The sequence below is a fragment of the Sphaerisporangium sp. B11E5 genome, assembly GCF_039871875.1.
GTDB lineage: Bacteria > Actinomycetota > Actinomycetes > Streptosporangiales > Streptosporangiaceae > Sphaerisporangium.
This window is the reverse complement of the sequence record NZ_JBDPMD010000063.1, coordinates 1-22862: the sequence shown is the minus strand read 5'-3', so window position 1 is coordinate 22862 and position 22862 is coordinate 1. Positions and strand designations below refer to the sequence as shown.

Genomic DNA, 22862 nt, shown 5'->3' with positions numbered 1-22862 from the left:
GGGGCTGGGTGGTCGCTGTCCGGGCCCGCCTGTGGCGCGCTGTTCGTGCCGGCGCCGGTCGTGGCGTCGGTCGTGACGCCAATGGTGCGGACGGGTGATCCCAGGCGGGCAGAGGCGGGTGTCCCTGCTCTCCGCGGGACACCGGTCCCGGGACATCGGGACATGAATCGGGTGTAATTCGTGGCGTGAGGAACAACGGCCTGGCGTGGTGGCTCGCGGCGGCAGGCGCGGCCGTCGCGGTCGTCACCGTGGCGGTGGACGTGCGCACGGCCGGGGTGGCGATTCCGGCGGCGAGCGGGCTGGAGCCGGGGTGGCCGTCGGCGCTGTGCGGTCTCGCGCAGCTCGTGCCCGGCGTCCTGCTGCTGCGGAAGTTGCCGCGCCACCCGGTGGCGTGGGTGCTGGCCGTGTTCGGGTCGTTGTGGCTGCTGGACGGGCTGGCGGTGAGCTGGGCGGCGTACGGCGTGTACGTTTCGCCCGGCCTGCCGGGGGCGTCGGCCGGGTACTGGTACTACTCGCGGTTCGGCGCGTCGCTGACGCTCGGGCTGCCGCTGCTGATCCTGCTGTTCCCTGACGGCCGGCTGCCCGCGCGGCCGGTGTGGCGCCGGCTGTCGGTCGTCAGCCTGGCGCTCACCGGCCTGATGTGGGGGCTGCTGATCGTGGCGCCCGTCGCGGTGATGGAGCGTTTCCACTCGGTGGTGCTGCCCCCGGAGATCGCCCGCCTGGACCTCGACCCGTTCTCGCTCGCGCTGCCGTACACGGTCTGGGAGCCGGCGCTGCGGATCGCGTACGGGGCCGTGCTGGTGAGCCTGGTGGTGCCGTGCGCGGTGACGGTGCACCGCTACCGGGCCGCGGACGCCGAGCGGCGCGCCCAGATCAAGTGGCTGATGTGGGCCGCGCTGATCGATCTCGTCGTGCTGCTGCCGTTCCGGGTGCCGCCGTCGATCCCGGCCGTGCTCCTCGGGCTGGCCGTCGCGCTCACCTCGGCCGCCGTGGTGGTCGCGGTCACCAAGTACCGGCTGTACGACATCGACCGCCTGCTGTCGGTCACCGTCGCCTACGGCGTGCTCGCGGCGCTGGTCGTGCTGGTGGACGTCGCGGTGTTCGCGCTCGCGGGCAGCGTGCTCGGGGAACGCGACTCCGCGCTCGCCGCGCTCGCCATCGTCGCCGTGGTGTACGCGCCGCTGCGCACGTGGCTGAGCCGCACGGCGCGGCGCCTGGTGCGCGGCTCCCGCGACGACCCGTACGCCGCGGTCTCCACACTGGCGGCGCGGCTGGAGCTGGTGACCGATCCGGACGAGCAGCTCGTCGCGGTGGCCACGACCCTCGCCGAGGCGTTCCGGCTGTCGTACGTGCGGGTGGAGATCGAACGGCCGGGTGGCGCGCGTTCTGTGGTGGAGCACGGCGCGCCGCGCGGGCCGTCGGTGTCGCTGCCGGTGGCCTACCGGGGCGAGGCCGTGGGCCGGCTGACCTTGTGCGGCGCCGACCTGACCGAACGCGACCAGCGGCTGCTCGGCGATCTCGTACGGCAGGCCGCCGCGGCGGTCCGGGCCGTCGAGCTGAGCACGAGCCTGCGGCGCATCCGCGCCGAGCTGGTGCTCGCACGCGAGGAGGAGCGCCGCAGGATCCGGCGCGACCTGCACGACGGCCTCGGCCCGAGCCTCGGCGCGGTGGCGCTGCGCATAGAGGCGGCGCGCAACCTCGCCGGCGGCGCGCCGGAACAGGCCGAACGCATCCTGGAGCAGGCGGTGTCGGAGATCGGCGGCGTGCTCGCCGACGTGCGCAGGCTCGTGCACGACCTGCGCCCGCCCGCGCTCGACGAGCTCGGCGTGCGGCGGGCCATCGAGCAGCAGGCGGGCCGGTTCCGCACGGCCGGCCTCGACGTGCGCGTCACCGGCGACGATACGCTGAACGGACTGCCCGCGGCGGTCGAGGTGGCGGCGTACCGCATCGTGTCCGAGGCGCTCGCCAACGTCGTCAAGCACGCGGGCGCGGCCCGCTGCGACATCAGGCTGGGCGTGCGGGACGGGAGGCTGGAGGTGGCGGTGCGCGACGACGGCGCCGGCATCGGCCCGGACGTGGCCGCGGGGGTCGGCATGCTCTCGATCCGTGAGCGCGCCGCGGAGCTCGGCGGGGACTGCCAGGTGAGCTGCCCGCCCGGGGGCGGCACGCTCGTCACGGCGCGGCTCCCGCTGGAGGCGGCCGGTGTCTGACGAGGTGATCCGGGTGCTGCTCGCCGACGACCACCCGGTGTACCGCGACGGCCTCGCCATGCTGCTCGGCTCCATCGCGGGCATCGAGGTGGCGGGCACCGCCGCGGACGGCGGCGAGGCCGTCGCCCGCACCGCGGAGCTGCGGCCCGACGTGGTCGTGATGGACGTGCGCATGCCCGGCCTGGACGGCATCGAGGCCACCCGGCGGATCGTCGCGGACAGCCCGCACGTCGGCGTGCTCGTGCTCACCATGTCGGAGGAGGACGCCACCCTGTTCGCCGCGATGCGCGCAGGCGCCCGGGGCTACCTGCTCAAGGGCGCCAACCAGGCCGAGATCGTGCGCGCGATCGTCGCCGTGGCCCACGGCGAGGCCATCTTCGGCCCGGCCGTCGCCCGCCGCGTCGCCGAGTTCTTCGCCGCGACGGCGACCGCGACCGCCCCGGCCGGCTCGGTGTTCCCCCAGCTCACGCCGCGCGAGCTGGAGATACTCACCCTGATCGCGGCGGGCCGCTCCAACACCCAGATCGCCTCGGCGTTGTTCCTCTCCCCGAAGACGGTGCGCAACAACGTCTCCACCATCTTCGCCAAGCTGCACGTCGCCGGTCGCGCCGAGGCCATCGTGCAGGCCCGCGAGGCGGGCCTCGGTGGCGTCACCCCCGGAGGAGCCGCAAAATCAGGTCCTTGACGTCGGTGGCCTCGAAACGGTCCCTGGCCGCCGACGGGTCGGAGCAGAGCAGCACCGGGGCGTCCGCGGTGCCGTCCGGGAGCAGGCCGTGGGAGCCGCGGACGGCGCGGGCGCCCGCGTCGAGACCGACGACGCTCATGAGGTAGCGCATGCCGAGTTTCTTGCGCAGCAGCGCCACGCCGGCGCGGCGTTTGGCGGCGGCGGGGTCGGCCGGGTCGAAGAACAGCTCGGCGGGGTCGTAGCCGGGCTTGCGGTGGATCTCGACCAGGTGGGCGAAGTCGGGGGCCCGGTCGTCGTCGAGCCAGTAGTAATAGGTGAACCACGCGTCGCGTTCGGCGAGCAGCACCAGTTCGCCGGAACGGGCGTGGTCGAGGCCGTGCGCCCGCTTGCCCTCGTCGTCGAGCACCTCGCCGACGCCGCGGATCGACGCGCAGAGCTTGGCGACGGCCGGCACGTCGGCGGGGTCGGCGACGTAGACGTGCGCCACCTGGTGGTCGGCGACGGCGAACGCACGCGAGGTCCAGGGGTCGAGGTACTCCATGCCGTCCTGGGTGTGGACGCGCAGGAACCCTTCGGCGCGCAGCGCCCGGTTGACGTCCACGGGGCGGGAGACGTCGGTGATGCCGTACTCCGACAGGGCCACGACGGTGGTGCCCCGGGCCGCCGCGGCGTCCAGCAGGGGGGCAAGCACGGTGTCGAGCTCGGCGGCGGCCGCGGCGGAGCGGGGGTCGGAGGGGCCGTAGCGCTGCAGGTCGTAGTCGAGGTGGGGGATGTAGGAGAGGGTCAGATCCGGGTTGTGGGTGGTCATGACCTGCTGGGTGGCGCGGCAGATCCAGGCCGAGGAGGCGATGCCGGCACCCGGGCCCCAGTAGGTGAACAGGGGGAAGGTGCCGAGGGCCGTGGTGAGCTCGTCGTGCAGCTCGGGCGGGTCGGTATAGCAGTCGGGGTCCTTGCGGCCGTCGGCGCGGTAGATCGGACGGGGGGTGACGGTCCAGTCGACGTCGGCGCCCATGGCGTACCACCAGCACACGTTCGCCACGGTGAGGCCGGGACGTTCGCGGCGGGCGGCCTGCCAGACCTTCTCCCCTCCGACGAGCGCGTTGTGCTGGCGCCACAGCAGCACTTCGCCGAGGTCGCGGAAGTACCAGCCGTTGCCCACGACGCCGTGCCCGGCCGGGAGCTCGCCGGTGAGGAACGTCGACTGCGCCGAGCAGGTGACGGCGGGCAGCACGGTGCCGAGCTCGGCACGGAATCCGCCCTGGGCGACGGCCTGGAGCCTCGGCATGTGGGCCAGCAGCCGCGGTGTCAGGCCCACCACGTCCAGGACCAGCAACGATGTCATGTCCGCACTCCCAGGTCGCGTAGTTCGGCACGGGCGAAGTCCAGCTCGCCCGCGATGCCCTCGGCGAGTCGCTCGGGGGTCTGCGGACGCAGCGCGGGGGGCAGCACACCCCAGGTGTAGGTCTCCACGTCGAAGTGGTCGCACAACGGCTCAGGGCCGCCGGCGAGCTCGGCGAGCGCCGCGCGCAGCACGGGGATGGTCGTGGTCAGCGGCGGTGCCGGGGCGGCGTGGAGAGGCACGTGGTAGTGGACCCGCCACGGGCCGGGCAGCTCGCGTTCGAAGGCCTCGGCGAGATCGTCGGCGGCGTCCCCCGCGTCGTTGCGCGTCTGGTGCAGGAAGCGCGGTTCGTCGTACTCGCGCAGGGCGTCGGGGTCGGCGGACTCCAGGGCCGCGGAGAGCTGGACCTTGACGATGGGCAGGCCGGCCCGGCCGTAGGCGGCCACCGCGTCGGCGGGGGTCTCCCAGCCGCAGGCCAGGTGGGCGAGGTCCAGGCAGACGCCGAGCCGTTCGCCGTCCACACCGGCGAGCTTCTCCACGGCCTGCGCGGTGGTCTCCACGACGCAACCCGGTTCGGGTTCGAACGCCACCCGCACCACCCGGCCGGTGGCGGACTCGACGGCGGTGAGGCCCTTGGACAGCTCGGCGAGCCTGTGCGCGGTGAGATCGGCCATCGCGGCGTCCCAAGGGTCGCGCCAGGCGAGCGGCAACGTGGAGATCGACCCGCGGGCCGCGTCGTCCGGCAGCAGGTCGGCGAGGACGCGCGCGAGGTCGAGGGTGTAGGCCAGGCGGTCCGGCGTCGTCCAGTCGGGATGGTAGACGGCGTGCTTGACGACCGGGGCCTGGAAGGAGCGGTAGGGGAAGCCGTTGAGCGTGACGACCTCCAGGCCGCGGGCCGCCAGCTCCCGGCGGAGCCTGGCGCGCGGCGCGGCGTCGGCGGCCAGGGCGGCGGCGACGGGAGCGGCCAGCCAGAGCCCGAGCCCGAGCACGTCGGTGCCGAGGCGGGCGCGGATGGGGACGGCGTACGTGTCGAGCTGGGCGATGATGCCGTCGAGGTCCTCGGCCGGGTGCACGTTGGTGCAGTAGCTGAGGTGCAGCGGCGTGCCCGACGGGTGGGTCAGCCGCATCAGCTCCCCCCGCGCTTGATGGAGCTGCCGGCGAAGGTCGGCTCGGCGGAGGCGGCGGCGGTGCCGGTCAGGTCCAGGCGCCCGGACTGGCTGTAGAACTCCACGGGGTTGCGCCACAACACCCGGTCCACGTCGTCCTCGCCGAACCCGGCCTCCAGCATCGCCCGGCCCGTCTCCAGGGTGAGCAACGGGTCGGAGATCCCCCAGTCGGCGGCGGAGTTGACCAGCACCCGGTCCAGGCCGTGCCGCCGCAGGATCTCCACCATGCGCGGCGGCGACATCTTGGTCTCGGGGTAGATGGAGAAGCCCATCCAGCAGCCCGAGTCGTGCACGATGCCGACGGTGACCTCGTTGAGGTGGTCGACCGCGACCCGGCCGGGGTCGATGCCGGCGGCGGCGACGACCTCAAGGGTGCGCCGGGTGCCGCGGGCCTTGTCGCGGTGGGGGGTGTGCACGAGGGCGGGCAGCTCGTGCTCGACGGCCATCGCGAGCTGCCGCTCGAAGGCGTCGTCCTCCTCCGGCGTCATCGAGTCGTAGCCGATCTCGCCGACCGCGACCACCCGGTCCTTGTCCAGGTAGCGCGGCAGCAGGTCCAGCACGGGCCGGCAGCGCGGGTCGCCGGCCTCCTTGGGGTTGAGCGCGATGGTCGCGTGGTGGGTCACGCCGAACTGCGCGGCGCGGTACGGCTCCCAGCCGAGCAGCGAGTCGAAGTAGTCGGTGAACGAGCCGGGGTTGGTGCGGGGCTGGCCCAGCCAGAAAGCGGGCTCCACGACGGCCGTGATCCCGGCGGCGGCCATCCGAGCGTAGTCGTCGGTGGTGCGCGACGTCATGTGGATGTGCGGGTCGAAGATGCGCATCAGGACTCCTGGCTGCTGAGACTGTGGAGCAGGGCGGTCGCGTCGTCGGGGACGGCGCGGCCCGCGGCGGCGCGTTCCTCGGCGAAGGCGGCGAGCATCGCGGCCAGCTCGGCGTCGGCCCGTTCGCCGAGCCGGTCCACGGCGGCCAGCCGCACGTCCATGAACACGCACTTGAGCACGGCCTGCCGCCACGCCGCCTGGTCCAGGTGGCGGGCGTACGGGCCGAGCGCGGCCGCCACCAGGCGGGTGTCGTTGGTGCGGAGCGCGTCGTGCAGCAGCGGCACCGCCGCCGTGCCGACGGGGAGCATCGGCAGGGCCTTGAGCACGGCGCGTTTCTCGTCGGCGTCGCCCTGCCAGTACACCTCGCACACCTCGGCGGCGCCCTGGTCCGCCGCGAGCAGCAGCAACGCCCGGGTGGCCTCGTCGGCGGTCCACCCGGGCACGCCGGGCAGCGGCGCCCGGCCGGCGCGCCGTCCGGCCGCGGCGAAGGACCGCCGGAACGTCCCTGGACGCTCGGCCGCCGCGGCCAGCGCGTCCTCCACCCACTCGGCGTGCGGCGTGTCCCGCAACGCCGCGCGCAGCGTCTCAGGTCCCGTCACGTCGTGCTCCTTTCACGCTCGTGCCTTCCCGCCCGCTCGGCCGCGCGGAGGAACTCGATGGACCGCTCGGCCACGGCGGGCGCGGCGTGGGAGTGGCGCGGCAGCTCGACCGCGACCAGGCCCCGGTAGCCGGTGTCGGTGAGTGCGCGCAGCACCGGGGGGAAGTCGATCTCGCCTTCGCCGAACTCCAGGTGTTCGTGCACGCCCCGCCGCATGTCGTCGATCTGGACGTTCACCAGGTGCCCGGCCACGGACGCCACACAGTCGGGCACAGGATCGGGCTCGTTGCAGCGCAGGTGCCCGATGTCCAGGGTGATGCCGAAGCCGTCCGGCGCGCCGAGCGCATGGTGCAGCGCCCGCCAGCCGGCGATCGTGTCCACGAGCATCCCCGGTTCCGGTTCGAACCCCAGAGGCACGCCGGCGCGGCGCGCGGTGTCGAGGACCTGGGCGCAGCCGTCCACGAGCCGGTCCCACGCGGCGCCGGGGGCGAGCGGGGCGGGGCGTACGCCGGACCAGAACGACACGGCCTCGGCGCCGAGGTCGGCCCCGACGGCGACGGCGCGGCGCAGGAAGTCCACCCGCACGTCCCGGTCGTCGTCGAGCAGCGTGGGGGCGTGTTTGCGCCGCGGGTCGAGCAGATACCGCGCGCCGGTCTCGACGACGACCGCCAGGCCGAGGGTGCGCAGCCGGTCGGCGGTCTCCGCCACCCGCCGTGCCAGCCCCTCGGCGTACGGGTCGAGGTGGCAGTGGTCGAGGGTCAGGGCCACCCCGGAGTAGCCGAGGCCGGCGATCACGTCGAGGGCGTCGGTCAGCCGGTGACCGGCGAATCCGTTGGTGCCGAAACCGAACCTCATGTCGCCGCGATCTTCCTGACGAGGCGCCGGGCCAGCGGGGCCGCCGCCGCGAGGGCAAGAGCGAGGCGGGGGGCGCCGCCGCGCGCGGTGAGGGCGCCCTGCAGGGCGGGCAGGCTGACGATGCCCGCGGACACCGCGTCACGCACGCGTCCCGCTGAGGGGTCGGCGACGGCGCGGGCCTGCGGCACCCCGAACTGTGCGGCGTACCAGCCGGCGAGGGCCGCGGGCGCGGTGCCCGCGCCGGCGCGCGCGGTGGTGGCGGTGAGCGCGACCGTGCCCGCCAGGGTCGCCGCGGGCAGGCGCGGGTCCGCGCCCGACACCTCACTGCGGGACAGCGTGGTGAGCAGGTAGGTGTGGGCGGCGATGGTGGCGGCCGGCGGCAGCGCGGCGGCGGTGGCGGTGCCGGGGCTGGCGCCGAGCAGCACGTCGAGGCCACGGCACAGCGCCATCGCCAGCGGCCCGGCGGGGGTGTTCTTGGCCACGACGTCGTACGCCCAGACGGCGGCGGCCAGCGGCGCGGCGACCGCCAGGGCGCGCCTGCCGCCCGCGAGCCCGGCCACGGCGACGCCGGCGGCGGTGAGCGCCACCGCCGTGCCGAGCGCCATGTTAGCGCTCACGCGGCCAGAGGGGATGGGACGCTCGGGCCGTTCCACCGCGTCGAGACGCCGGTCGGCCCAGTCGTTGGCGGCCATGCCGGCCCAGTACAGGCAGACCGAGGAACAGGCAAGCCCGGCGGTGCGAGGCCCGAGCACTCCACCTGCCGCGGCCCCGGCCACCACGTCCCCGGGCACCGACAACGCCGCCGGCGCCCGCACCAGCTCCAGCAGATCGCGCAGCTTCGTCATCGCGGCCCCCTCCCTTCGCCGGGCAACGGCACAGGGGCCGGGGCCGGCACGAGACCCGGCAGATCGCGCGGCTCGGTCATCGCGGCCCCCTCCCTCCGCCGGGTGCCGGCACGGGGGCCGGGGTCAGGTCCAGCGGGTCGCGGGGTCCGGTCATCGCTGCGCGCCTCCCGCGCCGAACGCGGCGACGGCGTCGCGCAGCAGCCGCCACTGGTCGGCCAGCGCGTGCGGCACCTGTCCTATGGGGTCCTTGAAGAAGAAGGCCAGCTCGGTGAGGGGGCCCGTCCGGCCGGCCCGGTGCGCGGCCGCCGTCAGCCGCGCCAGGTCCAGGATCAGCGGCGCGGCGAGGGCGGAGTCGCAGCCGTGCCAGGTGAACTCCATGCGCATCCGGGTGCCGAGGAAACCCTCGAAGGTGACCAGGTCCCAGGCGGTCTTGAAGTCGTCGAGGTCCTCCACGAACTCGATGCGGGTGTCCCCCTGCGGCACGTAGCCGAGCGTCTCGGCCAGCACGCGCTGCTTGCTGGTGGCCTTGGCCGCGTTGGCCGCGGGCTCGGCCAGGTTGGCGCCGTCCCCGCCGCCCAGCAGGTTGGTGCCCGACCAGGTGCGCACCTTCAGGTTGCGTTGCGCGAACATCGGGGCGAGCACCGACTTGACGAGCGTCTCGCCGGTCTTGCCGTCGTGCCCGCCGTACGGCAGCCCCATCTCACGGGCGAGCGCGTCGAGGGCGGGCAACCGGGCGCCGGTGGACGGCGTGAAGTCGACGTACGGGCAGCCCACGCTCAGGGCGGCGTACGCGGCGAGGGAACTCGGCGGCAGCACGGGCTCCGGTCCGCGCAACGCGGCCCGGAGCCCGGCCAGGTCGTCGTGGGCGGGGTGCGCGGGCGGCGCGGGCTCCGTGGACGACACGTTGATCACGACGACGCGCTCCAGGCCGTGCCGCCGGCGGAAGTGGTCCAGGTCGGCGCCGATGTCGTGCGCCACCTCGGCCTGGGTGGCGCGGGCCGGCAGCGGCCGCACGTCCCGTTCGATGTCCAGCAGACCGTCCCGCACGGCCCCGGCGAGCCGGGCGGGCACGACGCCCGCCTCGGCGAGCGCCGCGGCCTTCTTCTCCAGAGGGATCGAGGAGACGTCGTGGCCGCCGAAGACCAGGTCCCCGACACCGGGTAGGGCGTCGCTGTGCAGTTCCGGCGACTCCAGGACGCACCCGGTCGGCGCCGCGAGACCCGCCCGCACCGCCAGCGCTCCGATCACGCTGGTCACCGCGACCGATCCTCGTGCTCCGATCAGCCATACTCCGGTACTCATCAGTCTCCTCTCACGGTCGGTGCGGGGGCTGCTCAGCTCATGACTCGAACCCGAGCGGCAGGTACTCGGTGGCGTTGTCCTTGGTGACGGTCTCCGAGGTCAGCGTGATCGACTGCGGCACCTGCTGCTCCAGCAGGTCGCTCATGCCCTTGCCCTGTGCGATGAGGCGGGCCAGCTTGATCGCCGAGGAGGCCATCGTGGGGCTGTAGGTGACCGTGGCCTTGAGCACGCCGGAGTCGGCCTGGATGTCGCGCATGGCGTTGGCGGACCCGGCGCCGCCGACCATGAAGAACTCCTCGCGGCCGGCTTCCTTGATGGCGGCGAGCACGCCGATGCCCTGGTCGTCGTCGTGGTTCCAGATGGCGTCGATCTTCTTGTGCGCCTGGAGCAGGTTGCTGGCCACCTGGGTGCCGGACTCGACGGTGAACTTGGCGTCCTGCTGGGCGGTCACGCTGAAGCCGTAGGTCTTCAGCGCGTCGGCGAAGCCCTTGCTGCGGTCCTGGGTGAGCGGCAGCGTCGCGATGCCCTGGATCTCCAGGATCACCGGGTTCGTCACGCCCTTGTCCTTGAGCGTCTTGCCGATGTGGTGCCCGGCGGCCACACCCATGCCGTAGTTGTCGCCGCCGATCCAGGTGCGGTACGAGAGCTTGTCGGGGAACACCCGGTCCAGGTTGACGACCGGGATGCCGGCGTCCATCGTCTTGCGTGCCACCTGGTTGAGCTGCTCGCCGTCGTTGGGCAGGATCACCAGCACGTCGACGCCGGCCTGGATCAGCGACTCCACCGCGGAGATCTGCTGGTTGATGTCGTTGGTCGGCTCGACCGGCTTGAACTCGACATCGGGGTACTGCTTGGCCGCCTCCTGCGCGTTCTTCGTGATCGCCGCGATCCACCCGTGGTCCGCCGCGGGCGCGGAGAACCCGATGACCACCTTGTCGCCCGGCTTGTCGTTGTCCGTCCCCGCGGACGCCACCTGTGGGGCGGCGGAGGAGGGCGCCGCGGCGGGGGCGTTGCTCGTGCAGGCGCTCACCAGTGCACCGGCGCCGACGACGGCGCCGCTCACGAGGAAGCCGCGCCGGGCCAGGTTCTTGTCCATGATCGTTCTCCTTGGGTGCTGCGGGTCGCGCGCGCGGGGGCTTCGCGGAGGGGGATCCCGTTCGCCTGGCCGAGCCAGTCGGCACGACTGTGACGGCACCGAGGTCGGCGTGAACGGTACCGGCGCAGCTCTGGCTGACGGCCAGGCGAACGGGATGCTCGGAGGGGTGGCGGGCAACGGGGGTCGGGGGTCGGAAGGGGTCGTCGTTCTGTTGTTCTTCCATGCCTGACCGGGGCCCGTTGAGGGCCCGACCAGGACCTGACCAGGCCCGCCGACGGCCTGACGTGAGGTCTAGCGAATCGCGATGCTGGTGGGGTCGGACAGCACCCGCTCGATCACGACGTGCGCCGCGCCCCGCGCGGCTGCGCCGAAGCCTAGGGGGGAGGCGGCGAAATCACAACGCTCGGCCGCGATTGCCACACCGAGCCTGTCCAACTCCTTCTGTGCGACGGGGATGAGCCGGTCGGCGAGCCGGGCGAAATATCCACCCAGCACGATCAACCGCGGGTTGAACAGATTGACCAGCAGCGCGGCACCGCGCCCCAGCCACAGGCCCACCTCGGCGACGGCCGTGTCGACCAGAGGATCGCCTTCGGCCCGCCGCTGCTCGATCTCGGCGAGCCGTTCCTCCGGGTCGCGGACGAACCGCCGGTACGCGCCAGGGGAATGGCCCGGCGTCGCCATGCGTACCAGCGCCGCCAGCCCCACCTTGGTCTCCCAGCACCCGGCCCGGCCACAGCCGCAGGGCTCACCGGCCGGATCGACCACGACGTGGCCGACCTCGCCGGCGAACCCGTCGGCCCCACGGAGGGGCCGGCCGCCGGAGATGATCCCGCAGCCGACGCCGACCTCACCGGTGAGGTAGACCATGTCGGACATGCCCATCGCGACACCCGAGCTGCACTCGGCCAGTGCGGCGAGATTGGCGTCGTTGTCGATGGTGATGGGCACGTGCGGGGAGACGCCGGCGGACACCAGCCGGTCAGCCACCGGCACCCCGCGCCAGCCGAGGTTCGGGGCGACCACGACGGTACACGTGTCCGCCTCGATGAGGCCGGGGACGGCGACGGTGATGCCGGCCAGCGCGACCCCGAGCCGTTCGAGATCCGCGACGGTCCGGCAGATGACGCCGGCGAGCTTGTCGAGCGACCGCCCGGGATCGGACTCCATGGCGTCGAAGCCGATTCTCCGGTCGATGAGCACCCGGCCCGCTAGGTCGGTGGCGAAAGCGGCGATGTAATCAACGTTCACTTCCATTCCCAAAGCGCCGACACCCGAACCGTCGAGCGTCAGCACGAGGCTCGGACGCCCGACGGAACCCGCGTGCCTCGGCCCTATCTCCTTGAGCAGGCCGCGCGCCTGTAATTCATTCACCAAGCTGGTGATCGTGGTCTTGTTGAGGCCGGTCGCGACGGCGACCGCGGACCTGGAGCTTTGGCCGCGCTCGCTGACGTGCCGTAAAACGAGTGAAAGGTTGGAGCGGCGAATCGTCGTCTGGTCCACGGGAATCCCCGTCGACCTGCCGATAAGCCGCGGTTCACCGGTACGGCCGTGGTTGTGCCGATGATCCACGGCCCTCCTAATTGGTTTGCATGGCTGGCCGAATTAAAGACACACATCCCCGGGTGAGGCAAGTGTAGGGGGATGAGGATCTGTGTAACGTTCATGTAACACGACCAGATTTACCGGCTGACCTGGGACGTTGCCCTGCGATGTCAACTCGTTACCTGTCACAGGGGTGCAGAACGGACATACGCGTGTTACAACCCTCATTAGTTGATCACAGAGACAAACGGAAGGCGGTGATCGTGTGGCGCAGGAGCACCTGACCCGCGCCGCGGGTGGCACCGCCCCGCCGACGAGCCACGCCACGCTGCGCAGGGCGAACCTGTCGCTGGTGCTGCGTCAGCTCCGTGACCACGTGTCCCGCTCCCGGGCCGACATCGCGGACGTGACCGGTTTGCACCGTGCCACGGTGTCCAATCTGGTGGCCGAGCTTCTCGACCGGCGGCTGGTGCGGGAGGTCGGCACCGAGCACGTCGGCGCGGTGGGCCGTCCTCGGCGGGCGGTCGCGCTGCACGGGGCCCACGTCGGCGCGCTGGGCCTGGAGATCAACGTCGGGCACATCTCGGTACACGGCTGCGACCTCAGCGGCCGTGTCGTGGTGGAGCGCCGCGTCGGGTTCGACACCGTGGGCAGCGGCCCGGACCGTTCCCTGCGCCGGCTCGGCCTGGTGGCCGGGGAGGCCATCGAGGCGATGCAGCGGGCTGGAGCGGTCCCGGCCGGCATCGGGGTCGCGGTGCCCGCCCTGGTCGACGTGGCGCGCGGCGTCGTCGCGCTCGCGCCCAACCTGGAGTGGTACGACCTGCCCCTGGCGGACCGGCTGGCCGGCGCGCTCGGCCCGCTGAGGCTGCCGGTGACGGTGGACAACGACGCCAACCTCGCGGCCCTCGCCGAGTACACCTCGGGCGTCGCCGCCGGTACGCCGCACATGGTCTACCTCACCGGCGAGGTGGGGGTCGGCGGCGGGATCGTCGTCGAGGGCAGGCTGCTGCGCGGCGCGGACGGCTTCTCCGGCGAGGTCGGGCACCTGCCGGTGGACCCGGCGGGCGCCCGCTGCGGCTGCGGCCGGTACGGCTGCTGGGAGACCAAGGTGGGGCTGGAGGCGCTGATGCGCACGGCCCTGCCGGAACGGGCGCACGAGCGGGCCGGCCCGCCGGTGCCCGACCCCGAGGAACGTGCGGCGGAGATCGCGGCGGGCCTCGCCGCGGGCGACCCGCGCATGCTGGAGGCGGTGGCGCGGGTGGGACGGTGGCTCGGGCTCGGCGGCTCGATCGTGGCCAACCTGTTCAACCCGCGGGTGATCGTCGTCGGCGGTTACTTCGCCACCTTGGCGGAGTGGCTGCTGCCGCACGCCCAGACGGAACTGGAGCGGCTGGTCGTGGCACGCCACGCCGCCCCGTGCCGGTTCGCCGCCTCCGACCTAGGCTTCGGCGCCGCCTCCCGGGGCGCCGCGAGCATGGTGATCAACCAGCTCATCGACGACCCGACGACCCTCATGGATCCCTTACTCCGGCCCGCGACTCCCTGACGGGCCCCCCACGACCTGGAGACGGCACCCTCCAGCACCCCACCCGTCCACCGCTAGCAGATGGCAACAAGCGCGGCGGCGCGCGCCTTGCCTGACAGTCCCCCCCTGGTCAGGAAGGTAGTTCCCATGTCACCACGTTCTCGAACGTGGGCCCGGTCGCGCAGTGCGGCCACCCCTGTCAACGGCCATCGCTCTATCCGCCGTACGGCGGCGGCGATGGCACTCGCCCTCGTCCTCCCCATCCTGTCGTTCGTCGCCTCCCCGGCGGGCGCAGCGAGTGCCGCGAGCGCGACAAGCGCCGCGGCCCCCGATTTCAAGATCCTCGTCTTCTCCAAGACCACCGGCTTCCGGCACGACTCGATCCCCGAGGGCATCGCGGCCATCCAGAAGCTCGGCCAGGAGAACAACTTCACGGTCGACGCGACCGAGGACAGCTCGACGTTCACCGACGCGAACCTCGCGCAGTACCAGGCCGTCGTCTTCCTCTCCACGACCGGCGACCCGCTGAACACGCAGGACCAGAAGGACGCGTTCCAGCGCTACATCCAGGGCGGCGGCGGCTTCGCCGGCATCCACGCGGCCTCTGACAGCGGCTACAACTGGGAGTGGTACGGCAAGCTGGTCGGCGCGTACTTCAAGTCGCACCCGGCGACCCAGCAGGCCACCGTCAAGGTCGAGGACCCGGCGCACCCCTCCACGCAGGGCCTGCCCACCTCGTGGACCCGCACCGACGAGTGGTACGACTACCAGGCCAACCCCCGCGGCACCGTGCACGTGCTGGCGTCGCTGGACGAGAAGTCCTACAGCGGCGGCACCATGGGCATCGACCACCCGACGGTGTGGTGCCAGGACTACGACGGCGGCCGCTCGTGGTACACCGGGCTCGGCCACACCAAGGCGAGCTTCGTCGAGACGCACTTCCTGAGCATGCTCCTCGGCGGCATCAGGACCGCCGCGGGCGCGGCGAAGGCCGACTGCTCCGCCTCGCAGAGCGCGAGCTTCGAGAAGACCACGCTCGACGACAACACGTCCAACCCGATGATGCTGGACATCGCCAAGGACGGCCGGATCTTCTACATCGACCGGCTCGGCGACGTCAAGATCGTCAAGACCACCGGCGGCACCGTGACGGCCGGCCGCCTCAGCGTGTTCACCGCCAACGAGAGCGGCCTGCTCGGCATGGCGCTCGACCCGGCCTTCGACACCAACAAGTGGATCTACCTCTACTACTCGCCCACCGGTGAGAACGTCGACCGGCTGAGCCGGTTCACGGTCAACGGCGACACGCTGGACATGGCGAGCGAGAAGAAGATCCTCGACGTGCCGGTGCAGCGGGCCGAGTGCTGCCACCACGGTGGCGGCATGGTCATGGACCACAAGACGGGTGACCTGTGGCTCGCCACCGGCGACAACACCAACCCGTTCGCCTCCAACGGCTACACCCCGATCGACGAGCGGCAGGGCCGTTCGGCCTGGGACGCGCAGCGCACCTCGGGCAACACCAACGACCTGAGCGGCAAGCTGCTGCGCATCCACCCCGAGGCCGACGGCACCTACACCGTCCCCTCGGGCAACCTGTTCCCTCCCGGTACGGACAAGACCAGGCCCGAGATCTACGCCATGGGCCTGCGCAACCCCTTCCGGATGGGTCTCGACCCGAAGACCGGATACCCCTTGGTGGCCGACTACGGTCCTGACGCCGGGTCCGCGAGCGCCACGCGCGGTCCGGAGAACACCGTCGAGTGGAACCTCATGAGCAAGCCGGGCAACTACGGCTGGCCCTACTGTGTCGGCAACAACACGCCGTACATCGACTACGACTTCGCCACCAGCGCCTCGGGTTCGGCGTTCAACTGCGCCGCGCCGGTGAACAACTCGCCCAACAACACCGGCCTCACCAACCCGCCGGCGATGACCCGGGCGACGGTCTGGTACCACTACAACACCGACGCGCAGAACTTCCCCGAGCTGAACGGCGGCGCGCCGATGGCGGGTCCCGTCTACCGCTACGACGCCGACCTGCAGTCGGCCGTCAAGTGGCCGGCCTACTGGGACGGCAAGGCGATCATGGGCGAGTGGAACACGAACAAGATGTTCTCGTTCCAGGTCAACGAGGACACCACCTCGCTCGTCAAGATCAACCAGGTGCTCAAGTCCCTGAGCTTCAAGCGGCCCATGGACCTCAAGTTCGGTCCGGACGGCGCGCTGTACCTGATCGAATGGGGCTCCGGCTTCGGTGGTGACAACGCCGACTCCGGCATCTACCGGATCGACTACATCAAGGGCACCCGGCCTCCGGTCGCCCGCGCCTCGGCCGACAAGACCGACGGTCCCGTGCCGCTCAGTGTGCAGTTCTCCAGCCAGGGTTCGCAGGACCCGGACGGCAAGGCGCTCACCTACGCCTGGGACTTCGACGACAACGGCACGGTCGACTCGACCGACCCGAACCCGTCGCACGTCTTCACCGACGCGGGCAACTACAACGTCGTCCTGAAGATCACGAACACGGACGGCGTCACCGCCACCGCGAGCGTGCCGATCGTCGCGGGCAACACCCGCCCGACGGTCACACTGCTGCCGCCTCCGGACGGAGGGTTCTTCGAGTTCGGCGACCAGGTCAAGTACAAGATCGCGGTCACCGACCCCGAGGACAGCACGATCGACTGCGCCAAGGTCAAGATCCAGGCGTTCCTCGGTCACGACAGCCACGGCCACCCGCTCGACGAGCACCAGGGCTGTGAGGGCGTGCTCCAGACGCTCACCGACAGCGGCCACGGCACCGACGACAACCTGTTCTACATCCTCGAGGCCACCTACGCCGACGGCGGCGGCGCCGGCGGTGCCAGGTCGCTCACCGGCCGGGGGCAGGTCATCCTGCAGCCCAAGCGCAAGCAGGCCGAGCACTTCACCGAGACCGGCCGCGTCGCGGGTGGCGTGGGTACCGACGCCGCCGGTGTCACGGCGGAGACCACGACCGACCCTCTGGGTGGTGCCAGGAACATCGGGAACATCCAGGACGGCGACTGGTGGTCGTTCTCCCCGGTGAACCTCGGGAACATCACCTCGATCCGGCTGCGGGCCGCCTCGGCCACCACCGGCGGGACCGTCCAGGTCCGGGTCGGCAACCCCGAGACCGGCACGCTGATCGGCTCGGCCGACGTGGCGGGAACAGGTGGGTGGCAGACGTTCACCGACGTCACGCTCAACCTGACCGCACCGCCGGCGCAGACCGGACCGCTGTACTTCGTCGTGCGCAAGCCGGCGAGCGCGGCGGCCGACTCCTTCCTGATCAACGTCAACTGGATCGACTTCATCGGCAAGGGCGTCACGGAGAACCAGCGTCCGACGGTGACCGCGTCGGCGACCCCGGCCACGGGCACCTCACCGCTGAAGGTCGACTTCAAGGCCACGGCCACCGACCCCGACGGCGACACGCCGCTCACCTACAAGTGGAACTTCGGGGTGACCGGCGCGCCGCAGCCGACGACGGCCGACGCGAGCTACACCTACAACGCGCCGGGCACGTACACCGCCACGGTGAGCGTGACCGACGCCAGGGGTGCGGTCGCCACGGCACAGGTCTCCGTCAAGGTGGACGCGCCGACCACGCAGTGCTTCAGCGGTCGTTCCGACGACTTCCTCGGCACCTCGCTCGACCGTGACCGCTGGTCGGTCATCCGGGAGAACCAGGACCTGCGGGTCGCGGACGGCAAGCTGATCATCCCGACGTCGCTCAGCGACATCTACAGCACGGGCAACAGCGCGCTCACGCCGAACATCGTCCTGCAGCCGGCGCCGTCCGGCCCCTGGACGGCCACCACCAAGCTCACGCTGAACGCGCGCGACGCGTACCAGCAGGCGGGCCTGGTCATCTACGGCGACGACGACAACTACGCCAAGATGGTCTTGCAGGCGCGGGCGACGAACAACCACGCCAACCGTGTCTTCCAGTTCATCCGCGAGGAGAACGGCGCCCCCAACGAGGTGGCGGCGAGCAACACCGCACAGCTCGGCGACGCCTACCCCGACACGGTGTACGTCCGCTTCATCAGCGACGGCACCAACATCACCGCGCACTACTCGGCCGACGGCGTCACCTTCACCGCCATGACGCAGACCAAGTCGCTCGCCGGGATCAACAACCCGAGGATCGGCCTGATCTCGCTGGCCGCCACCGGCACCCGTCCGGTGGTGGACGCGGCGTTCGACTGGTTCGCCATCACTCCGGACGACACGGCGACCGGCCCCGCGCCGGACGACGAGTTCAACGGCACCACCCTGGACGCGTGCCGCTGGACCGCGTCGGTGCGCCCCGACCCCACGACGGCGCGGGTGGCCGACGGCGCCCTGCAGATCGACACCCAGACGGGTGACGTCTACGGGACCGACAACACCAACCCGAAGAACTTCATCATGCAGAAGGCGCCGGACGGCGACTGGACGCTGGAGACGAAGGTCGACGGGTCGGCGTTGAACGAGGCCTACCAGCAGGCCGGTCTCATCGTGTACGCCGGTGACGACGACTACGTGAAGCTCGACTACATCACCGACAACACCGCGGGTTCCGCGGTGACGCGGCGGATCGAGCTGCGCAGCGAGGTCGGCGGGGCCGTGCAGGACCCGCAGCCTCAGGTCGGCAACCTCACGGCCGGCGTGTGGTGGCTGCGCCTGGTGAAGGAAGGGGACTCGTTCCGCGGTTACTACTCCGCGGACGGCACCACCTGGACCGAGGTCGCCGCGGACACCGCGGTGAAGAACAGCGCGGTCGTGACCGGCGCGAAGGTCGGGTTGTTCGCCTTCGGCGGCAACCAGACGGCGTCCAAGACCGCCAAGTTCGACTTCTTCCACCTCAGCAAGGGTGCGGAGGACACGACCGCGCCGGTGACCACCGCGGTCACCGACCCGGCGAGCGGTCCGTTCACCGGGCCGGTCAAGGTCACGCTGACCGCCGCCGACGAGGCGAACGGCAGCGGGGTCGACCGCACCGAGTACAAGCTGGACAGTGGGGACTGGACCGCCTACACGGCGCCGGTCGAGATCTCCGGCGACGGTGAGCACACCTTCTCCTACCGCTCGGCCGACAAGGCGGGCAACGTCGAGGAGGCGAAGGTCCTCACCCTGACCATCACCACCTCGAAGGTCGCCCTGACCGTCACCGCGTCGGCACGCTGCGTGGGCGCCACGGCGCACCTCGCGGTGACCGCCGTCAACGACGGCGCCGAGACCGCGACGATCACGCTGACGACCCCGTACGGGGCCAAGACCGTGACCGGCGTGGCGACGGGCAAGCAGGCGTACCAGTCCTTCAACACGCGACTCGGGCAGGTCGACGCCGGCACGGTGACCGTGACGGGGACCGCGACGATCGGTGGCAAGCAGGTCACCACGTCGTACGACGCCGCCTACTCCGCGGTCAGCTGCCGCTGACCGCACCACCGGTGATCACGGCGCACGCCGGGACACCCTGACATGTGAACCTGGGCCGGCCGGTCGCACGACCGGCCGGCCCCGCCCCCCCATACATGGCATATACGGAGCCATCACGATGAGAACCAAGAGAACCACCCAGATACTCGCCGTGTCGGTGCTCGGCCTGGCGCTGCTCGGCCTGTCCGGCACGCCCGCGGCGGCCGACGAGCCCGACGACGGCGTCGACGTGTCGGTGAACATCACGCCGATCGTCCCCCCGGGCGAGCTGACGATGACCGTGGCGGACAACACCGGCGTCTCCCTGCAGGAGAACGGGTCCACCGGCACCGCCCGCCAGTTCGTCGGCACCCTGCCGACGGTCACGGTGAGCGACACCCGCAGTCCCGACGCCATCCCCGCCGGTGAGTACTGGGCCGTCGTCGGTCAGGCCAGCCAGTTCGTCGCGACCGGCGACGCGTCCAAGACCATCGGCCCGGAGTACCTGGGCTGGGCGCCGCGCCTGCTGACCGGTTCGCAGACCGGTGCGGTGGCGGCCGGTGAGCCGGTGTCCAGTGTCATCTCCGACGGCACCGGGGCGCCCAACGTGGGTCTCGCGGGCCAGGAGCTGCTCGTCTCGGCCGCGAACTCCGCGGACGAGATCGGCACCTGGCAGGTGAACGCCGACCTCGCGCTGCGGACCCCGGCCGACGTCGCGTCCGGCGAGTACCACTCGACCCTGACGCTTTCGCTGTTCAACCAGTCCTGAGCGCAGGTAGAACGCCACCCTTGGTGGGCGTCCGGGACGTGTGCGACTCTGGCACTCGTCCCGGACGTCCACGATGAGACAGGAGACACCTCTGTGGCCAAGAGCAGTTCGCGGTGCGCCCTGGCCGTGCTTCACGCCGCCGGTGCCATCGCCTTGGTCGCCGTGGTGGCAATCGCCGGCCCGGCACAGGCCGCAGGCGGCATCGACACCACCTGGTCGGTCGTACCGGCCGACGCCAACGGCCCCGACGGGCGCGGCGACATCGACATCGAACTCGCGGCGGGACAGGCGGTGACCGAGCACGTCGCGGTCACCAACCGTTCCGCCGTGCCGGTCGCCTTCGCGATCGACGCCAACGACGGCTACCTGACCGCCAAGGGCTACTTCGACATGCGCCCCTCCGACGCCACCCCGGTCGACGGCGGTGCGTGGGTCGAGGTCCCGGAATCGGTGACCATCGCCGCGGGAGCCACGACCGTCGTGCCGGTCAAGGTCGCGATCCCGCGGAACGCGACACCGGGGGACCACCCCGCCGGGGTCACCGCGTCCGTGGACACGATCTCCGGCCAGGTGCGGGTCCAGAACCGGGTGGGCGTCCGGCTGAACATCCGCGTGACCGGCGAGTACGAGGCCAAGCTCGAAGTGACCGGCATGAGTGCCGACTACACCTGGTCGTGGAACCCCTTCGCCGCGGGGTACGTGGACGTGACCTACACCCTCGCCAACCGCGGCAACCTCCGGCTCGCCCCCGACGCCCGGGTCCTGACGTCGGCGTTCGCCGGGGAAAGCGACTGGAAGGACACCTCGAAGGCCAAGGCGCGGGAGGTCATGCCAGGTGCCACCCGTGAGTTCACCGCACGGGTCACCGGTGTCTGGCCGCTCGGGCCGGTCACCGCGAAGCTCATGACCATCCCCTCGCCCGCCGGCGGGGCGCTCCCCGGCATCACCGCCGAGCGGGTGACGTCCGGCGTCACGGTCTGGGCACTCCCGTTGCCGCAGTTCCTGTTCCTCGTCCTGCTCGTCCTCGCCTTCCTCGGCCTGCGGTGGAACCGTTCGCGGCGCCGCAGGCGGCTCGAGAGGCTGATCGCCCTGCACAGCAGAGGCGGACCTGTCGGGCGTGAGCGGGTGTGAGGGGAGCACGCGGGCGGTGAGACATCCGTCCCTCAGCCATTCACCACCGTAAGCATCCCGAGGAGGCGAACGTCAGCATGAACAAGAAGGCGACAGTGGCCAGGAACCCCCGGCAGGTCCAGCACGCGCCGGCCCGGAGCTCGTCCACGGTGTGGAAACTCCTCGCCGCGTTCGCGCTCGGCGCGATCCTCGCGGGCGGCCTGGTCTTCGTCCTGACCCGGCCGAGCCCGGTCGACCGGATCAAGGCGGAGTACGCGCTCCGCGACAAGACGCAGATCAAGGAGCTCACCGAGCTGGCCAGATCGACACGGGACCGGCTGGCCCCCGTGCTGGAGGGACTGGCCAAGGCCATGCCGGCCGAGGACTCCGCCGGGCCCGCCGCGGTGACCACCGAGGACGTCGAGAAATGGCGGAAGGCGACCGCCGCCGCCGTCCAGGGATTCGCCGACCCGCCGTCCGGCGAGACCGCCACCAACGTGGCGAGGTCCGCCCTCACCTCGGCGGTACGCCAGCTCGCCGGCGCCGTCGAGACCTACGCGGTCTCCCGGGACCTCGGCGGGCCCGACGCCGCGCGGACGCTGCAGCTCGCCAGGAGCCAGCGCACCGAGGCACTGTTCACCTGGTCGGTCGGAGCCACGGCGCTCGACGCCGTGAACATCGACGCGGGCTTCGGCCACCAGCACGTTCACCTTCAGACAACGCCCGGTGACGGGGCGCTCGCCCCGGACGCCGAACCCGAGGGGGTCCACCACTCGTGAGCAAGACACTGAGATACGCCGTGACCGCGCTGCTGGCCGGGCTCACGCTTCTCCTCGGCGCCCCGGCGGCCTCCGCGCACGGCGGGGCGATCGAGCTGGAGGTGGTGGGGAACGGAGCCGACAACGTCAACGTGCTGGTGACCTGGAAGAAGGACCACCACCCCGTCACCGCGACCGTCATCGCGACGCTGACCGCGAAGTCCGCCGACGGGCGGACCTTCGGTCCCGTCACGCTCCGGTCGTCTCCCGAGGGCCAGAACCTGTACAACGCCGCCGAGCCGCTGCCGAGCGGCGAGTGGCGGGTCACGGTGAAGGCCACCGAGCCCTCCAAGGCCCGCAAGACGGTCACCGTGACCGCGAAGGACGCCGCCGTCGTCGCCGAGCAGGCGGCGGCCGCCGCGTCCCAGGACGGCGCGGCGGCCCCCGCTCAGGACGGCGCGGCCCCCGGCCGGAACGACGCGACGGCCCCTCGCGAGGACGGCGCGGCCGCGGCAGGAGCCGCGCAGGAGGACGGGACCCCGATCGGCACCCTGCTGATCGTCGGTGTCGCCACCCTCGCGGTCGCGGCGGGTGTGGTCACCTGGATGCGCCTCGGCCGCAGGGGCGGCCCGGTCTAGAAGTCCATGTCGCCGCCGCCGCCCGGCACGGCCGGAGCGGCGGGGCTCCTCTCGGGCTTCTCGGCGATGACGGCCTCGGTGGTGAGGAACAGCGCGGCGATGGACGCGGCGTTCTGCAGGGCCGAGCGGGTGACCTTGGCGGGGTCGATGATGCCGGCTTCGAGCATGTTGACGTA

The 22862-nt window shown here is 72.0% G+C and carries 17 protein-coding genes and 1 pseudogene; 8 read left to right on the top strand and 10 right to left on the bottom strand.

Features of this window, described 5'->3' with window-relative positions; genetic code table 11:
- Positions 1-185: 185 nt before the first annotated feature.
- A complete protein-coding gene (locus tag ABGB17_RS34915; protein WP_347637900.1) occupies positions 186-2210 on the top strand; it encodes a sensor histidine kinase in 2025 nt (674 codons plus the stop codon).
- Complete coding sequence (locus ABGB17_RS34910; protein WP_347637898.1) at positions 2203-2895, top strand: response regulator transcription factor; 693 nt, start codon at positions 2203-2205, stop codon at positions 2893-2895. The genes ABGB17_RS34915 and ABGB17_RS34910 overlap by 8 nt, the downstream gene beginning before the upstream one ends.
- Here ABGB17_RS34910 and ABGB17_RS34905 read toward each other — a convergent pair.
- The 9 genes from ABGB17_RS34905 to ABGB17_RS34865 form a co-directional block, all read right to left on the bottom strand.
- The gene (locus ABGB17_RS34905; protein ID WP_347637896.1) at positions 2861-4237 is read right to left on the bottom strand and encodes a nucleotide pyrophosphatase/phosphodiesterase family protein; all 1377 of its coding nucleotides are present in this window, start codon (positions 4235-4237) and stop codon (positions 2861-2863) included. The two genes, ABGB17_RS34910 and ABGB17_RS34905, sit on opposite strands and share 35 nt — an antisense overlap.
- A complete protein-coding gene (gene eboE / locus ABGB17_RS34900; protein WP_347637894.1) occupies positions 4234-5361 on the bottom strand; it encodes a metabolite traffic protein EboE in 1128 nt (375 codons plus the stop codon). The genes ABGB17_RS34905 and eboE overlap by 4 nt, the downstream gene beginning before the upstream one ends.
- Entirely contained in the window at positions 5361-6218 is an 858-nt protein-coding gene (locus tag ABGB17_RS34895) for a TatD family hydrolase (protein ID WP_347637892.1), read from the bottom strand. Before ABGB17_RS34895 ends, eboE begins: the two co-directional genes overlap by 1 nt.
- On the bottom strand, positions 6218-6817 hold the full coding sequence (locus ABGB17_RS34890; RefSeq protein ID WP_347637890.1) for an EboA domain-containing protein: 600 nt from the start codon (positions 6815-6817) through the stop codon (positions 6218-6220). The genes ABGB17_RS34895 and ABGB17_RS34890 overlap by 1 nt, the downstream gene beginning before the upstream one ends.
- Positions 6814-7671 carry a sugar phosphate isomerase/epimerase family protein gene (locus ABGB17_RS34885; protein WP_347637888.1) on the bottom strand — a complete coding sequence of 286 codons (858 nt, stop codon included), beginning with the start codon at positions 7669-7671 and terminating at the stop codon, positions 6814-6816. Before ABGB17_RS34885 ends, ABGB17_RS34890 begins: the two co-directional genes overlap by 4 nt.
- A complete protein-coding gene (locus ABGB17_RS34880) occupies positions 7668-8516 on the bottom strand; it encodes an SCO3242 family prenyltransferase (protein ID WP_347637886.1) in 849 nt (282 codons plus the stop codon). The genes ABGB17_RS34885 and ABGB17_RS34880 overlap by 4 nt, the downstream gene beginning before the upstream one ends.
- Positions 8517-8666: 150 nt before the next feature.
- The gene (locus ABGB17_RS34875; RefSeq protein ID WP_347637884.1) at positions 8667-9818 is read right to left on the bottom strand and encodes an inositol-3-phosphate synthase; all 1152 of its coding nucleotides are present in this window, start codon (positions 9816-9818) and stop codon (positions 8667-8669) included.
- A 37-nt stretch (positions 9819-9855) separates the two neighbouring features.
- Positions 9856-10914, bottom strand: a complete 1059-nt coding sequence (locus tag ABGB17_RS34870) for an ABC transporter substrate-binding protein (protein ID WP_347637882.1) — start codon at positions 10912-10914, stop codon at positions 9856-9858.
- A 291-nt stretch (positions 10915-11205) separates the two neighbouring features.
- The gene (locus tag ABGB17_RS34865) at positions 11206-12417 is read right to left on the bottom strand and encodes an ROK family transcriptional regulator (RefSeq protein ID WP_347637880.1); all 1212 of its coding nucleotides are present in this window, start codon (positions 12415-12417) and stop codon (positions 11206-11208) included.
- Between the two features lie 307 nt (positions 12418-12724).
- Between ABGB17_RS34865 and ABGB17_RS34860 the strand changes: the two genes are divergently transcribed.
- From ABGB17_RS34860 to ABGB17_RS34835, 6 genes are all read left to right on the top strand, one after another.
- A complete protein-coding gene (locus ABGB17_RS34860; protein ID WP_347637878.1) occupies positions 12725-14005 on the top strand; it encodes an ROK family transcriptional regulator in 1281 nt (426 codons plus the stop codon).
- Between the two features lie 216 nt (positions 14006-14221).
- On the top strand, positions 14222-19432 hold the full coding sequence (locus tag ABGB17_RS34855) for a ThuA domain-containing protein (protein WP_347637876.1): 5211 nt from the start codon (positions 14222-14224) through the stop codon (positions 19430-19432).
- A gap of 118 nt (positions 19433-19550) precedes the next feature.
- Complete coding sequence (locus tag ABGB17_RS34850) at positions 19551-20180, top strand: hypothetical protein (protein ID WP_347637874.1); 630 nt, start codon at positions 19551-19553, stop codon at positions 20178-20180.
- Positions 20181-20273: 93 nt separating this feature from the next.
- Positions 20274-21311, top strand: coding sequence for a hypothetical protein (locus ABGB17_RS34845; protein WP_347637872.1), 1038 nt, complete (start codon positions 20274-20276; stop codon positions 21309-21311).
- A 77-nt stretch (positions 21312-21388) separates the two neighbouring features.
- Complete coding sequence (locus ABGB17_RS34840; protein WP_347637870.1) at positions 21389-22069, top strand: hypothetical protein; 681 nt, start codon at positions 21389-21391, stop codon at positions 22067-22069.
- Positions 22066-22686: a hypothetical protein gene (locus ABGB17_RS34835; RefSeq protein ID WP_347637868.1), complete on the top strand. Its 621-nt coding sequence runs from the start codon at positions 22066-22068 to the stop codon at positions 22684-22686. Before ABGB17_RS34840 ends, ABGB17_RS34835 begins: the two co-directional genes overlap by 4 nt.
- On the opposite strand, the pseudogene groEL reads toward ABGB17_RS34835, so the two are convergent.
- Positions 22683-22862 (bottom strand): annotated as a pseudogene (groEL, locus tag ABGB17_RS34830) (chaperonin GroEL); the annotation flags it as partial. The gene ABGB17_RS34835 and the pseudogene groEL overlap by 4 nt on opposite strands.